Source organism: Sphingomonas sp. jy18, assembly GCF_056931895.1.
Genome location: NZ_JBXPBT010000003.1, coordinates 39,698 through 53,335 on the forward strand (window position 1 = coordinate 39,698; position 13,638 = coordinate 53,335).

Sequence of the window (13,638 nt, forward strand, 5' to 3'; positions counted from 1 at the left end):
ATAATCTCTAGGCGCGGAGCGTTATGAAAATAGCAGTTTTCGCAGGGGACGGAATCGGTCCCGAAGTTACCGCCGAAGCCGTGCGGGTGCTGCACGCGCTCGATCTGCCGGGCATGACGCTTGCCGAGGGGCTGGTCGGTGCAGCCGCGTGGCGGGCGACCGGCCACCCTCTGCCGCCCGAGACGCTGGCGATTGCGCGCGACAGCGACGCCATATTGTTCGGCGCGGTCGGCGATTTCGGCTGCGACCATCTGGAGCGGCATCTGCGCCCCGAGCAGGCGATTCTCGGCCTCAGGCGCGAACTGGGCCTCTTCTCGAACCTGCGCCCGGCCAAGGCCATCCCGGCGCTGCTCTCGCACAGCGCGCTGCGGCCCGAAGTAGCGCGCGAGATCGATCTGCTGATCGTCCGCGAGCTCAACGGCGATGTATATTTCGGCGAGAAGGGCATGCGCACCACCGCCGCGGGCCTGCGCCAAGGCTATGACATCATGTCCTATGACGAGGCCGAGGTCCGGCGCATCGCCCATTCGGCCTTTCGCGCGGCACAGGCGCGGCGCGGGCGGCTGTGCTCGGTCGACAAGGCCAATGTGCTGGAAACCTCGCAACTCTGGCGCGACGTGGTGATCGATGTGTCAGGCGACTATCCAGACGTGGCGCTCGAGCACATGTACGTCGACAATGCCGCGATGCAGCTGGTGCGCAACCCGGGGGCTTTCGACGTCATCGTCACCGGCAACCTGTTCGGCGACATCCTGTCCGATCAGGCCAGCATGTGCGTCGGTTCGATCGGCCTGCTGGCCTCGGCGGCGCTCAACGAAAGCAATGTCGGGCTGTACGAGCCGATCCATGGCAGCGCGCCCGATATCGCCGGGCAGGGCAAGGCCAACCCGCTGGCGACCATCCTGTCGGCGGCGATGATGCTGCGCTACTCGCTCGGGCAGGGTGCGGCGGCGGATCGCATAGAGGCGGCCGTGGCGGCGACGCTCGAGGCCGGCCATCGCACCGGCGATCTTGGCGGCTCGCTGTCGACCCGCGCGATGGGCGATGCGGTGCTGGCGGCGCTCGCCCGGCAACAGGTGACGGCATGAGCGACTTCACGCTGGCCTCGCTGCGCGCCGCACAGGCGCGGGTGGCCGAGCAGGTGGCGCCGACGCCGCAATATGCCTGGCCGCTGCTCGCCGAACGGCTGGGCTGCGAGGTGTGGGTCAAGCATGAGAACCACACGCCGACCGGTGCCTTCAAGGTGCGCGGGGCGATCACCTACATCGACTGGCTACGGCGCACCCATCCCGACGCTACCGGCATCATCACCGCGACCCGCGGCAATCACGGCCAGGCACAGGTGCGCGCGGCCCGGGCCGCCGGGCTGTCCGCGACCATCGTCGTGCCGCACGGCAATGCCCGCGAGAAAAATGCGGCGATGCGTGCCTTCGGCGCCGAGTTGATCGAACATGGCCATGATTTCGACAGCGCCAAGGCGGAGGCCATGGCGCGGGCGGCGCAATATGGCCTGTTCATGGTCCCCGCCTATCATGATGAGCTGGTGCGTGGCGTCGCGAGCTACGGGCTGGAGCTGTTCGACGCAGTGGCAGACATCGACACGGTCTATGTGCCGGTCGGCTGCGGCTCCGGCTTGTGCGGCACCATCGCCGCGCGCGATGCGCTGGGCCTCACAACCAAGGTGGTCGGCGTCGTCTCCGCGCATGTCGACGCTGCCAAACGCAGCTTCGAGGCTGGGCAGTTGCTGCAGAGCCCGACCGCGCACACCTTTGCCGATGGGGTTGCGGTGTGCACACCGGTACAGGCCGCGCTCGATTATTTCGGGCCGCGCGCCGAACGGTTCGTCGCGGTCAGCGATGACGAGGTTGCAGAGGCGGTGCGGATTTTCTGGCAGGATACCCACAATCTTGCCGAGGGCGCCGGCGCGGTCGCGCTCGCCGCGCTGATCCAGGAGCGCGAGGCAATGCGCGGCAAGCGTGTCGCGGTCATCCTGTCCGGCGGCAATTGCGACCAGAGCCAGGCAGCCGAAATTTTGGCCGGGCGGACGCCGACCGTTCAACCCTGGCAAGTCAGAGAGGAAGCAAGCGCATGAAGCGCGATACTGGCATGAACCGCGACATCACCCGCCGCTGGCGCCCTGCGACGCAGGCGGTGCGCGGCGGCACGTGGCGGTCCGAACATGGTGAGACCAGCGAGGCGCTGTTCCTGACGTCCGGCTACACCTATGACGATGCCGCCACCGTCGCCGCGCGCTTCGCCGGCGATGCGACCGGCATGACCTATTCGCGGCTGCAGAACCCGACAGTCGAGATGCTGGAAGAACGCATCGCGCTGATGGAAGGCGCGGAAGCGTGCCGTGCCCAGGCCACCGGCATGGCGGCGATGACCACAGCCTTGCTCTGCCAGCTCAACCAGGGCGACCATGTCGTCGCTGCACGCGCCGCTTTCGGGTCGTGCCGCTGGCTGACCGACAATCTGCTGCCGCGCTGGGGGATCACCACCACCACCATCGACAGCCGGGACAATGCCGCGTGGAAAGCGGCGATCCAGCCCAATACCAAAGTCTTCTTCTTCGAAACGCCAGCCAACCCGACGATGGACATCGTCGACCTGCGCTTCGTCTGCGATCTGGCCAAGGCGCATGGCATCACGACGGTGGTCGACAATGCCTTTGCCACTTCGGCACTGCAGCGGCCGATGGATTTCGGCGCGGACGTCGTGGCTTATTCGGCGACCAAGATGATGGACGGGCAGGGCAGGGTGCTGGCCGGTGCAGTCTGCTCGTCCAACCAGTTCATGGAAGAGAAGCTGCTGCCATTCCAGCGCAACACCGGCCCCAATTGCGCGCCGTTCAACGCCTGGGTGGTGATGAAAGGGCTGGAAACGCTCGATCTCAGGATCATGCGCCAGTCGGAGAATGCGCTCAGGGTCGGGCGCTTCATCGAAGGCCGCGTGCCGCGCATCCTCCACCCCGGCCTTGCCAGCCACCCGCAGCACAATCTGGCGATGGCGCAGATGAAGGCGTGTGGGCCGATCTTTTCATTCGAGGTAGCGGATCGGGTGCAGGCCCACGCGCTGCTCGATGCGCTCGAGCTGATCGATATTTCCAACAATATCGGCGATTCCCGCTCGCTGATGACCCATCCGGCGTCGACCACCCACCATGGTGTCGGCCCGGAAACGCGCGCCGAGATGGGCGTGACGGAGGGGATGTTGCGTCTGAATGTCGGGCTGGAGGACGCCGACGATCTGATCGAGGACCTGGACCGGGCATTGACGGTGGCGGGGCTTTAGGCGATTTTGTCCCCCGTGATGCTCGATGCCCTGTTTCCCTACTCCCGGACCACCGGTGACCTGACCGTGCGTGTCTCGGTCAACTTCCAACCGGAAACATCGGACCCGTCGGCGAGCCGCTGGTTCTGGGTCTATCACATCCGGATCGAGAATCACGGCGAGGCCGATGTGCAGCTCATCAACCGGCGTTGGGAGATCACCGATTCGCGCGGCAGCGTCCACCTCGTCGAAGGCGCCGGGGTGGTCGGCGAACAGCCGGTTATCGCCCCGGGCGGCTCATTCGACTATGTCTCGGGTTGCCCGTTGACCACGCCATCGGGCCGGATGGTCGGCAGTTTCGGCATGATCGACGCAGAGGGGCATCGCTTCCCCATCCATGTCCCGCAATTTCCGTTGATGGGGCCTGCGGTCAGCCAGTGAGACGCACGCACCTGCCTTTGAACGCCCTGCGCGTGTTTGACGCTGCTGCGCGTCATCTGAGCTTCACGCGCGCCGCGGACGAGCTGGCCGTAACCCCGGCGGCGGTCGGCCAGCAGATCAGGGCGCTCGAGGACGTGCTCGGCGTGGTGCTGTTCCGTCGCACGCCCAAGGGGCTGGAATTGACGGTCGAGGCCGAGGCAGGGCTCGATGCGCTGCGCTCCGGTTTCCTCAAGTTCGAAGAATCGGTCGAGGCAATGCAGGCGGGCCAGTCGTCCAAGTCGCTGACCATCGCCGCGCCGCGCGACATCACCGCACGCTGGCTGGCGCCCCGGCTGGCCAGCATCGCCGCCGCCGATCCAGAACTGCGCTTCACGCTGATCGCCGCGGACCAGCCGCTCGACTTTACCGAGGCCAACCTCGATCTCGCCATCCGCTGGAGCGAGGGCCCCGACGGCCTGGAGGGCGTGGCGCTGGCGGAAGGGGAGGTCACCCAAATCGCGCCGCTGGACGGCACTGGCGCGTTCCGCATCGTCTGGTGCGTAGAAGACAACGCCGTCAGCGATGACGGTCGCCCGTTGATGCGGGTCGGCGACGCCGGTCTAGCCATCGATGCGGTCGCCAACGGGCTCGGCACGGCCAGCGTTCCAGCCCTGCTCGCCGCGCCCGACCTTGCTGCCGGACGGGTGCGAAAGACCGGCACCGCGCCACGCGCAAGCGCCTATTGGCTGGTCGCGCCTACGCCGCAATGGCGTCAGAAGAAAGTCCGCGCGCTGGTTGCCGCCTTGCTCGCTTGAGCTTGACCGTGCCGTACAATCTGCCACCATCGCCACCAACCCGGGCAAAGGATTGATGGGGCATGGACAGGTTGGAGCATAGTCGCCGCGATGTTCGGGCGCATCTGATGTATGATGCGAACAAGAAGTCAGTGGGTGCTTCCTACCTTCTCTGGTTTTTTCTTGGCGGTCTCGGCGTTCACCGCTTCTATCTCAACCAGACGGGCACCGGCGTTGCGCAACTGTTGCTTGGCCTGCTCGGCTGGCTACCGCTGTTTCTCGGCTGGCTGGTGCTGGGTGTCTGGCTGCTCGTCGATCTGTTCCTGATCCCCGGAATGGCCGCCGACGAGAATATGAAGATCGCGCAGCGCTACACCACCTTCGTGTAACGGCCGATCAGTCGGCGGGGCGCAGCAGTTCGGCACCGCGCGATGCCAGCGTGACAAAGCGCGCCTCATCGACCGCGGCTGCCGCATTGTTCCAGCTGAAGCTGGCAACAAAGCGCTCGCCCGAACGCGCCCGGAGCAGCAGACTTAGCGCGATCACACCGGGCTCCGACCCGCCCTTGTAGCCCACATAGCCCCAATTGGCGGCCGCAGCGGCCGGAATGCCGGGGTTGATGGCAAGGATGGCGCGCGCCTGTTCGCTGCCCTGCGTGCCGAACCAGCCCAGCAGCGCGGCAATGCTGTCGGCGGAGGCGAACCATTCGATGCTGTCGATGTCGGCCGGTCCTGCCGAGAAGGCCGAATAATCGACCTGCGCCGGGGTCCAGCCCTGCGCCGGTCCCGCCAGCACCGCCCGCCGCTCCTGCTCGGTCCCGCGCAGCCAGCGCTGCCGCGGCTCGCCGATCGCCGGATTCTTCAGCACCGTCGCCTCGAGCGTCGAGAGTATCGGGAAGGCATGTGGCCCGGATAAACCGCCACGGGCCCGCGCGAAGGCTTCGACTCGCGCGCGCCCGAGATGGTGCAGCAGCACGTCGGTGGCGCGGTTGTCGCTCTGGCTGATCATCAGTGCAGCCAGCGTGTGCAGCGTCACCGGCGCGCCGTCGGGCCAGCCGATGCTGATCCCCGAAGGCACCGATTGCCGGTCGAGCGTCACCACATCGGCCCAGCGCATGCGGCCCGCGGCAATCTCCTCGTCGAGCGCGCCGAGGATCGTCAGCTTGAAAACCGATCCGATCGCCATCGGCCGATCGTTGCCGGCGCCATGCAGCAGCGTTGCCGAACCGTCGTCGGCGATACGATAGAGGCCCCAGCCCGAAACGCCCGGCAGCGCAGAGAGGTCCGCCGTCAACCGCTCGATACTGTCGTTGCGCGCGGCGATGTTGACGATGCGCAGGCCGATGACCTGCCCGTCGGTTGCGGTCTGCAGCAGGATGGTGACGTCTGCGCGGGCAAAGGCCACCACGACCTCGGCAGACAGCGGAACGGGACCGGCGCGGCGGGCCGTGACCTCGCCGACCGCGCAATGCTGCGCGATCAACTGCGCCGTGATCGCCTGGAACTGCGCCGCCGGTATCGCCTGCAGGAACGATGGCGCGAAATAGGCGTCCAGCGCCGTCCCTCCAGCCAGTATCGCCGGCAGCCTGTCTATGGCGCTGTTCAGGGCGGAATCGAGGGCGGGTGTGACAGCACCTGCCACAGGTGCCTGCGCCGTTGCGGGTGCGGCGAGTGGCAGCAATGCCATCGCGAGCAGCGCCGCGCGCAGGCTAGGCATCGATCACTTCCTCATCGACCGAGGCGGCATTGGCCTGGATGAACTGGAAGCGATGCTCCGGGTTCTTGCCCATCAACCTGTCGACCAGATCCTTGACGCTGGCGCGCTCCTCATATTCCTGCGGCAGGGTGACGCGCAGCAGGGCCCGGCTGTCGGGATGCATGGTCGTCTCGCGCAACTGCGCCGGCATCATCTCGCCCAGCCCCTTGAAGCGGGAGACCTCGACCTTCCTGCCCTTGAACTCGCCCGCTAGCAGCGCGGCACGCTGGGCCTCGTCACGCGCATAGGCGCTCTTGTTGCCGGCGCTGAGCCGATACAGCGGCGGCTGCGCCAGATAGACGTGGCCGCGCCGCACGATGTCCGGCATCTCCTGGAAGAAGAAGGTCATCAGCAGCGTGGCGATGTGCGCGCCATCGACGTCGGCGTCGGTCATGATGATGATCCGCTCGTAACGCAGCCGGTCCGCATCGCAATCCTTGCGCATGCCGCAGCCCAGAGCCAGCGCCAGATCGGCGATTTCGCTGTTGGCGCGGATCTTGTCCGCGCTCGCCGACGCGACGTTGAGGATCTTGCCGCGGATCGGCAGGATGGCCTGCGTCTTGCGATCGCGCGCCTGCTTGGCGCTGCCGCCGGCGCTGTCGCCTTCGACGATGAACAATTCGGTGCCCTCAGGCCCGTCGCTGGCGCAGTCGGTCAGCTTGCCTGGCAGGCGCAGCTTGCGGGCGGAAGTTGCGGTCTTGCGCTTCACCTCCCGCTCGGCTTTGCGCCGCAGCCGCTCGTCCATCCTTTCGAGCACCAGGCCGAGCAAGGCCTTGCCGCGCTCCACATTCGCGGAGAGCCAATGGTCGAAATGGTCGCGCACCGCCGCTTCCACCAGTCGTGCGGCCTCGGGCGAGGTCAACCGGTCCTTGGTCTGACTCTGGAATTGCGGGTCGCGGATGAACACCGACAGCATCGTCTCGCAGCCGTTGAGCACGTCATCGGCGGTGATGTCCTTCCCGCGCTTCTGGCCGACCAGTTCGGCAAAGCCGCGCAATCCCTTGGTCAGCGCGCTCCTCAGCCCGGCCTCGTGCGTGCCGCCGTCGGGGGTGGGGATGGTGTTGCAATACCAGCTGTAGCTGCCGTCAGACCACAGCGGCCAGGCGACCGCCCATTCGACCCGGCCGTTCTTCTCGCCATTGGGTCCGTCGGCGAATTCCTGATTGCCAGTGAACGGTTCGGCCGTGGCGCACTCGCGCGCGCCCAGTTGCTCGCGCAGATGATCGGCAAGCCCGCCGGGGAACTGGAACACCGCCTCGGCCGGCGTATCGTCCCCGATCAGCTCGGGGGCACATTTCCAGCGGATTTCGACGCCGGCGAACAGATAGGCCTTGGACCGCGCCAGCCGGTACAGCCGCTGCGGCTTGAAACGGGCATGTTCGCCGAAAATCTCGGCATCGGGCACGAAGGATACGGTCGTGCCGCGCCGGTTGGGGGTCGCGCCGAGCGGCTCGACCGGGCCCAGTGCATGGCCCTTGGCGAAACGCTGGCGGAACAATTGCTTGGCCCGCGCGACTTCGACCAGCGTCTCGCTGGACAGCGCGTTGACCACCGACACGCCGACGCCGTGCAGACCGCCCGAGGTCGCATAGGCCTTGCCCTCGAACTTTCCGCCCGAGTGCAGCGTCGTCAGGATGACTTCGAGCGCGGATTTGCCCGGGAATTTCGGGTGCGGGTCGACGGGAATGCCGCGGCCGTTGTCGCTGATCGTCAGCCGGTTGCCCGCTTCCAGCGTCACCTCGATACGCGTGGCATGGCCGGCAACCGCCTCATCCATGCTGTTGTCGAGCACTTCGGCGGCAAGATGGTGCAGCGCGCGCTCATCGGTGCCGCCGACATACATGCCGGGCCGGCGGCGGACCGGCTCCAGCCCTTCGAGCACCTCGATTGCCGAAGCGTCATAATCCTGCCCGCCCTTGGGCAACGAAGCGAAAAGATCGTTGGACATGAGACGGCTATAGGGTCGCGGGAGTCACCCGCGCAAGCACCTCGGCAGTCCGGCTTATACTGGCGCGGGAAAGATCGAAAAATTGCCGTTGGCGCTGCTCACCAGCCGGTCATTCTGGTAAAGCCGGGCGTCGACATTGGCGACGCGCTTGCCGAGATGCAGCACCGTCGCTTCGCAGCTCAACAGCCCTTCGACCACGCGGACATGATAGTTGAACTTGATCTCCAGCGTCGCGCACCAGTGGCTCGCGTCGATCAGGGTCGACAGCGCTCCCCCCATCGCGGTGTCCGCCAGCGCATAGGCCACGCCGCCATGTGCCGTGCCCTGCGGGTTGAAATGGCGGTCGCGCACGATGTCGACGGTCATCCGGCAGCGCCCGTCCGCCCGCTCGACCATCGTCAGGCCGAGCAGCGAGCCGAAGCCGAAGTCCGAATCGAACGGCGACATCGCGCCCGTTGGCTCAGCGGACCCGCGGTCCGCCGAACGGCGGCGGCGGCGGCGGACGGCGCGTGCCGCGCGGCAACTGCGCCTGGAAGGCACGACCGCAATGGTCGACGCAATAGGGATAACCCGGGTTCACCGGCGCACCGCAGAAGTGGAAGTCCGCCTCGCCCGGGTGGCCCATCGGCCAGCGGCAGATGCGATCGTTGAGATCGAGCAGGCTGGTCTTACCGGCGATTTCCGCGCTCGGCTTGGCGGGCACGCGGCGACGCGGCGGGGCAGGCGGAATCGGCGCCTGCTGGTCGCCCGGGCCCTGCCGGATGAAGCCGCCCGGCCCGATCGAGACCATGCGCGGCGCTTCGGGCTTGGGCGATGCCGCTGCCTCAGCGGGGGCAGTGCTGCCCGCCTCCTCGTCGTCGGACGCTGCCTGGCTTGCCTCGACCGGGGGAGCGGCGGGCTCGACCCGGCTTGGCGCGCGTGGCGCCGGCGGTGTGGCCGCGACCGGCTTGGCGGCGGGGCGGGGTTCCCGCTCGGCGGGCGCCGGACGCGGGGTGGGGGCAGGGGCCGACGCCGCCGGCTCCTCGGCCGACTTTACCGGCGAAGGGCGCGATTTCAGGCCAAGGCGGTGTGCCTTGCCGATAACGGCATTGCGGCTGACTCCGCCCAGATCGTCGGCGATCTGGCTCGCGGTCAGTCCTTTTTCCCACAATTTGCGCAGGGTCTCGATACGTTCGTCAGTCCAGGACATATGTCTCTGATATTCCATCGCAGCAGGCAGGCGCGCGGTGCAGGCCTGCAAGGTTGCGGCTTGCGCCGGTCGGGGCAAGCCGATAGTCGAAAAGCACATGAACAACCAGCCCCAAAGCCCGGTCATCCCGTCCACCGACGCGAGCGCAGCCCCCCGGCAGCTCGCCGAGCCCGGCCAAGCCGCGATCAAGCAAGTAAACTGGGGAGGTCTGCGCGCCCTGTATGTGAAGGAGGTACGTCGCTTCTTCAAGGTGCAAACCCAGACAATCTGGGCGCCGGCGGTCACCACCTTGCTCTATCTCATCATTTTCACCATCGCGCTGGGCAGCGGGCGGCGCGATGTGCTTGGCGTCCATTTCGTCGATTTCCTCGCCCCCGGCCTCATCGCCATGGCGATGATCCAGAACAGCTTCGCCAACGCCAGCTTCAGCCTGCTTGTCGGCAAGATCCAGGGCACCATCATCGATTATCTGATGCCGCCGCTGTCCGAGCTGGAATTGCTGGCGGCGATGGTCGGCGCCGCCGTCACCCGCGCCATATTGGTCGGTCTGGCCGTGTGGCTGGTCATGCTGTTCTGGCCCGGAGTCGATGTCGGCATCGACCATTTCTGGGCGGTCGCGGTGTTCGGGCTGCTCGGATCGTCGATGCTGGCGCTGCTCGGCGTGCTCACCTCGATCTGGGCGGAAAAGTTCGATCATGCGGCCGCGGTCACCAATTTCGTGGTCGCGCCGCTGGCGCTTCTTTCAGGCACTTTTTATTCGGTCGACCGCCTGAGCCCGCTGTTCGCAGCGATTAGCCATGCCAATCCCTTCTTCTACGCCATCTCGGGCTTCCGTTACGGCTTCATCGGCGCCGCGGATTCGCCTGTCGTGCTGGGTGCGCTCGGCCTGTTCGGCGTCAATGTCGCGCTGGGCCTGTTCTGCTATGCGCTGCTGCGCTCGGGGTGGAAGCTCAAGCCCTGATAGCACCCGGCGGCCGGGCGCCGGCGATCAGTGGCGATGGCGCGGCTTGAGGTTGTAGCGCCCGTTCTCGAACGCACCGAACAGCTCGTCGATGCCGGGATGGTCCACCGGCCCGCCCGACGCGTCGCCGACCAGATTCTGCTGGCTGACATAGGCGACGTAGGTGGATTCGTCATTTTCGGCGAGCAGGTGATAGAAGGGCTGCTCCTTGGTCGGGCGGATCTCCGCCGGGATTGCCTCATACCATTCCTCGCTGTTGGCGAAGACCGGGTCGACGTCGAAGATGACGCCGCGAAAATCGAACATGCGGTGGCGCACGACATCGCCCACCCCGAAGCGTGCGGACACGATCGGGGGCGAATTGGGAATCTGCACGGCGGTTAGGGGCTGCCTGTTCATGGTTACCCCGATGTAGGGGGAATGGCCGCATCCAACAAGGGCGCTGCACCGCGGCATGCGCAACAGCACTTGGCAAGCCCATCGGCTTTCGCTAATGGCCCCGCTCCCGACCCGCCGTGCTTCCCCCGGAACCACGGCACCTCTGCGGAGAGGTGGCTGAGAGGTCGAAAGCACCGCACTCGAAATGCGGCGTGGGCGCGAGCTCACCGTGGGTTCGAATCCCACCCTCTCCGCCAATATCCGGCTACTGCGGACGGAACTCCCGTGCTCACTCGGGCTTGAGCATGCTGCACCATACGATCGAGTTGGTGGGGTCGGTCCAGCAATTCGGCGTCAGTCCTGCTCCCTGCGCATATTCAGCCAGTTCGGTGCCGTCACGGTAAATGAGATGCCAGTCCATGACCGCATCCATCCAGCCGATGCCCAGATGGTCAGGCAGGAAGTTGGCGAGAATGAAACGGCCGCCGGGCGCCATGACAGCATCAACAAGCCGGTGCAGCAGCCGCATCTCGCGCGCGTCGAGATAGTCGGTGAGGCCCAGCGTGTAGATAAGATCGTAACGTTGTCCGGTGCTGGCGGCTTGTCGCAGGAAACGGAAGACATTGGCGTGCGCTGTGCCGACGCGGCCATCATGCATCGCGCGCGCGCGATCGAGCGACTCGGCGTCCTGATCGACGAGCATGATGTTGGAGACATCTTCGCCGCGCAGCCCGTCGCCTTCGCGAAAATGACCGCAGGCCAGAACCAGTATGCGCTGGCCATTGCGCCATGCCGTCTCCACGATGTTTCTTGCAGCGTGCAATCGCAGCCGAACGGCCTCGGCTACCGGGAATTGGATGGACACACCGAACATCTGATGACCGCGCTCGGTCGTTTCAGGGGCCGGCCGGCGGTCGTAGATCATGTCGATCAGCCCGGCATCGCCTGGATACCCTCTCGGCTTCGCTGCAGCATAGGCCGAAAAGGAGTCTTCCAGGAGAACGTCGTGCAGACGGTGCGAACGAAAGGCGGCGCGGGTCCTTTCCCAGCGTTCCGGATCGCCCTGCGCCTCGAACAACTGACCGGCGACCATGCACATGGCCGGAGGCACGTCACCTGCCTCGATCAGCGCCAGGGCCTGATCGAAAAACCTTTGTCTAACCATTGCTTTTCTCCCGAGTCTGCATGGGTGATTGCGGTACGGCGATGTGGACAGCGGCATGGCCCCCCTCGATGATGCCGATCTTGACGACGCGAGCCATCAGGCCTTCTCCAGCGTCAACAGTTCGTCGGCGGCATCGATCACCACATGGTCGTGGCTGACGCAGACGACGACCGCCCCATTCTGGTGCGCGAAATCGCGCAATGTGCGCGCCACCAGCGCAGCATTATGCTGATCGAGCGCCGCCGTCGGCTCGTCGGCCAGCAGTACAGCCGGGCGAGCGCACAGCGCCTGCGCGATGGCCACCCTTTGCTTTTCTCCTCCGGAAAGCTGCGCCGGTAGCTGGCCCAATTGGGTGCCCAGCCCGAGCGTATCGAGCAGTGCAAGGCCGTGCTCGATGGCAGCGGGGCAGTTGCGGATCGCCGCCGCCAGCCGGATATGTTCCACCGGCGTCAGCACGCCAACCAGCCGGCTGGTCTGGAAAACAAGACCGAGATGCTGCCGTCGCCAGTTGGCCTGCGCCGATGGATCGAGCTGGGTGAGATCCTGCCCCGCCCAGCAGACGCGTCCCGCGGCCGCACGCACGGTCAGAGACAGGATCGACAGCAGGGTCGTCTTGCCCGATCCGGAGGGGCCACGCACGACATGGAAGCTGCCGGAGCCAAAGGTGCAGGACAGCGGCGCAAGCGTCGTGCGGCGGCTTCCGCCTTCGACCAGCGTCTGGGAAATGCCGTCGGCGGTGAGGCCGTCATGTATGGTCATGGCAGCAACCCTACCGTGACGCGCAGTCCAACCAGCTCGGGCGGGTTGCCGCTATCGAGGGTAACGAAAACCTCGCGCACGTCCCGGTCGAACCGGTCGGTCGGGTCCAGCGACCGGGCGCTCCGCCGACCCATGACATTGGCGGCGCCGCTGACCCTGCCCGACCAGCGCCGGGACGAACCGTCGATCCATACCTCGGCCCGCTGGCCAATCCGGACGGCAGCGGCATCCTGCTCCATCACCTCGGCGCGCACCAGCAGGCGCGATGTATCACCGACCACAATCAGCGGCACGCCCTGGGTCGCGCCGCTATGCTCGCCCTCACGCCGCATGATCTGCAGCACGGTACCATCGATCGGGCTGCGAACAGCGCATTGATCGGCCAGAGTGCGCGCAGTGCGGGCTTGGCTTCTGGCCGCATGGGCAACTGCCTTGGCCTCGTCCGTCTCGGCAGGACGACGACCCGCCTCGAGATCGGCCAGCCGCGCCCGGCTGGTGCGCAGCGCCGCTTCGGCCGCAGCGCGGGACTGGACACGCTCGTCAAGCGTCGAACGCGCGACGAAGCCGCGCTCCAATATCGCTTCGGCGCGACGCAATTGTGCATCTTCGTTGGCGAGGCGGGCGACGCCGGCATCGATCTCGGCGAGCAAAGCCAGCCGATCGTTCGCCGTACCACTGGACACGGCCCGTGCCGCCATCGCGGCGCTGTTTGCTTCTGCCAGGCTAGCCTGCGCTGCGGCCTCGCGCGGGCGGCAGTCGACCTGCAGCACGATCTGTCCGGCCGAGACATGATCGCCCCGCTCGACCAGAACCCTCGAAATGACGCCGTCGACAGCCGCGACGAGTTGCCGTGCTTCGTCGGCGCTGTCGATGCGCCCGGTTGCGGTGGCCACCCATGGCGAAGAAACGGTCGTGCCTTCGTCAGCGCCCAATGCCGCGTCGCACCCGGCGATCACGGGTAGGGCCAGGATCGGCAAGAGAATGGCGCGCCGCATG

15 protein-coding genes and 1 tRNA gene are annotated in these 13,638 nt (G+C 66.5%); 8 read left to right on the top strand and 8 right to left on the bottom strand.

Annotation, left to right across the window (positions count from 1 at the left end; genetic code table 11):
• The first annotated feature begins 23 nt into the window (after positions 1–23).
• The 6 genes from leuB to AC0QC4_RS08710 all read left to right on the top strand — a co-directional run bounded on the left by leuB (position 24) and on the right by AC0QC4_RS08710 (position 4,876).
• Positions 24–1,088, top strand: a complete 1,065-nt coding sequence (gene leuB / locus AC0QC4_RS08685) for a 3-isopropylmalate dehydrogenase (protein WP_483659412.1) — start codon at positions 24–26, stop codon at positions 1,086–1,088.
• Complete coding sequence (locus AC0QC4_RS08690) at positions 1,085–2,092, top strand: threonine dehydratase (RefSeq protein ID WP_483659414.1); 1,008 nt, start codon at positions 1,085–1,087, stop codon at positions 2,090–2,092. The genes leuB and AC0QC4_RS08690 overlap by 4 nt, the downstream gene beginning before the upstream one ends.
• A complete protein-coding gene (locus tag AC0QC4_RS08695) occupies positions 2,089–3,294 on the top strand; it encodes a trans-sulfuration enzyme family protein (protein WP_483659416.1) in 1,206 nt (401 codons plus the stop codon). Before AC0QC4_RS08690 ends, AC0QC4_RS08695 begins: the two co-directional genes overlap by 4 nt.
• Before the next feature lie 18 nt (positions 3,295–3,312).
• Positions 3,313–3,714 (top strand): Co2+/Mg2+ efflux protein ApaG, encoded by a 402-nt coding sequence (gene apaG / locus AC0QC4_RS08700; RefSeq protein WP_483659893.1) that lies wholly within the window; start codon positions 3,313–3,315, stop codon positions 3,712–3,714.
• On the top strand, positions 3,711–4,508 hold the full coding sequence (locus tag AC0QC4_RS08705) for a LysR family transcriptional regulator (RefSeq protein WP_483659418.1): 798 nt from the start codon (positions 3,711–3,713) through the stop codon (positions 4,506–4,508). The genes apaG and AC0QC4_RS08705 overlap by 4 nt, the downstream gene beginning before the upstream one ends.
• 62 nt (positions 4,509–4,570) lie before the next feature.
• Positions 4,571–4,876 (top strand): TM2 domain-containing protein, encoded by a 306-nt coding sequence (locus tag AC0QC4_RS08710; RefSeq protein WP_483659420.1) that lies wholly within the window; start codon positions 4,571–4,573, stop codon positions 4,874–4,876.
• Between the two features lie 7 nt (positions 4,877–4,883).
• Here the strand turns inward: AC0QC4_RS08710 and AC0QC4_RS08715 are convergent, their stop codons facing one another.
• The 4 genes from AC0QC4_RS08715 to AC0QC4_RS08730 are packed head-to-tail and all read right to left on the bottom strand — an operon-like array spanning position 4,884 to position 9,379.
• A complete protein-coding gene (locus tag AC0QC4_RS08715) occupies positions 4,884–6,203 on the bottom strand; it encodes a serine hydrolase (RefSeq protein WP_483659422.1) in 1,320 nt (439 codons plus the stop codon).
• Positions 6,196–8,190, bottom strand: coding sequence for a DNA topoisomerase IV subunit B (gene parE / locus AC0QC4_RS08720; protein WP_483659424.1), 1,995 nt, complete (start codon positions 8,188–8,190; stop codon positions 6,196–6,198). Before parE ends, AC0QC4_RS08715 begins: the two co-directional genes overlap by 8 nt.
• A 54-nt stretch (positions 8,191–8,244) precedes the next feature.
• Entirely contained in the window at positions 8,245–8,637 is a 393-nt protein-coding gene (locus tag AC0QC4_RS08725; protein ID WP_483659426.1) for a PaaI family thioesterase, read from the bottom strand.
• 13 nt (positions 8,638–8,650) lie between these two features.
• Positions 8,651–9,379 (bottom strand): GcrA family cell cycle regulator, encoded by a 729-nt coding sequence (locus AC0QC4_RS08730; RefSeq protein WP_483659428.1) that lies wholly within the window; start codon positions 9,377–9,379, stop codon positions 8,651–8,653.
• A gap of 97 nt (positions 9,380–9,476) precedes the next feature.
• Between AC0QC4_RS08730 and AC0QC4_RS08735 the strand changes: the two genes are divergently transcribed.
• Positions 9,477–10,340, top strand: coding sequence for an ABC transporter permease (locus AC0QC4_RS08735; protein WP_483659430.1), 864 nt, complete (start codon positions 9,477–9,479; stop codon positions 10,338–10,340).
• Positions 10,341–10,367: 27 nt separating this feature from the next.
• Here the strand turns inward: AC0QC4_RS08735 and hspQ are convergent, their stop codons facing one another.
• Positions 10,368–10,739 (bottom strand): heat shock protein HspQ, encoded by a 372-nt coding sequence (hspQ, locus tag AC0QC4_RS08740; RefSeq protein ID WP_483659432.1) that lies wholly within the window; start codon positions 10,737–10,739, stop codon positions 10,368–10,370.
• A gap of 146 nt (positions 10,740–10,885) precedes the next feature.
• Between hspQ and AC0QC4_RS08745 the strand changes: the two genes are divergently transcribed.
• Positions 10,886–10,975: transfer RNA gene (locus AC0QC4_RS08745), tRNA-Ser, on the top strand.
• Between the two features lie 32 nt (positions 10,976–11,007).
• On the opposite strand, the gene AC0QC4_RS08750 is transcribed toward AC0QC4_RS08745, so the two are convergent.
• From AC0QC4_RS08750 to AC0QC4_RS08760, 3 genes are read right to left on the bottom strand one after another with little or no spacing between them, the layout of a single operon-like run.
• Positions 11,008–11,940, bottom strand: coding sequence for a hypothetical protein (locus tag AC0QC4_RS08750; protein WP_483659434.1), 933 nt, complete (start codon positions 11,938–11,940; stop codon positions 11,008–11,010).
• 39 nt (positions 11,941–11,979) lie between these two features.
• Positions 11,980–12,642, bottom strand: coding sequence for an ABC transporter ATP-binding protein (locus tag AC0QC4_RS08755; protein WP_483659436.1), 663 nt, complete (start codon positions 12,640–12,642; stop codon positions 11,980–11,982).
• Positions 12,639–13,637: an HlyD family secretion protein gene (locus tag AC0QC4_RS08760; RefSeq protein WP_483659438.1), complete on the bottom strand. Its 999-nt coding sequence runs from the start codon at positions 13,635–13,637 to the stop codon at positions 12,639–12,641. Before AC0QC4_RS08760 ends, AC0QC4_RS08755 begins: the two co-directional genes overlap by 4 nt.
• Position 13,638 lies beyond the last annotated feature (1 nt).

Bases quoted from the DNA above. Each gene is read 5' to 3' on its own strand.
- leuB (WP_483659412.1), top strand. From the start codon at position 24: ATGAAAATAGCAGTTTTCGCAGGGGACGGAATCGGTCCCGAAGTTACC.
- AC0QC4_RS08755 (WP_483659436.1), bottom strand. From the start codon at position 12,642: ATGACCATACATGACGGCCTCACCGCCGACGGCATTTCCCAGACGCTG.
- AC0QC4_RS08715 (WP_483659422.1), bottom strand. From the start codon at position 6,203: ATGCCTAGCCTGCGCGCGGCGCTGCTCGCGATGGCATTGCTGCCACTC.
- parE (WP_483659424.1), bottom strand. From the start codon at position 8,190: ATGTCCAACGATCTTTTCGCTTCGTTGCCCAAGGGCGGGCAGGATTAT.
- AC0QC4_RS08760 (WP_483659438.1), bottom strand. From the start codon at position 13,637: ATGCGGCGCGCCATTCTCTTGCCGATCCTGGCCCTACCCGTGATCGCC.
- AC0QC4_RS08690 (WP_483659414.1), top strand. From the start codon at position 1,085: ATGAGCGACTTCACGCTGGCCTCGCTGCGCGCCGCACAGGCGCGGGTG.
- hspQ (WP_483659432.1), bottom strand. From the start codon at position 10,739: ATGAACAGGCAGCCCCTAACCGCCGTGCAGATTCCCAATTCGCCCCCG.
- AC0QC4_RS08750 (WP_483659434.1), bottom strand. From the start codon at position 11,940: ATGCCGCTGTCCACATCGCCGTACCGCAATCACCCATGCAGACTCGGG.
- AC0QC4_RS08730 (WP_483659428.1), bottom strand. From the start codon at position 9,379: ATGTCCTGGACTGACGAACGTATCGAGACCCTGCGCAAATTGTGGGAA.
- AC0QC4_RS08695 (WP_483659416.1), top strand. From the start codon at position 2,089: ATGAAGCGCGATACTGGCATGAACCGCGACATCACCCGCCGCTGGCGC.
- AC0QC4_RS08735 (WP_483659430.1), top strand. From the start codon at position 9,477: ATGAACAACCAGCCCCAAAGCCCGGTCATCCCGTCCACCGACGCGAGC.
- AC0QC4_RS08725 (WP_483659426.1), bottom strand. From the start codon at position 8,637: ATGTCGCCGTTCGATTCGGACTTCGGCTTCGGCTCGCTGCTCGGCCTG.
- AC0QC4_RS08710 (WP_483659420.1), top strand. From the start codon at position 4,571: ATGGACAGGTTGGAGCATAGTCGCCGCGATGTTCGGGCGCATCTGATG.
- apaG (WP_483659893.1), top strand. From the start codon at position 3,313: ATGCTCGATGCCCTGTTTCCCTACTCCCGGACCACCGGTGACCTGACC.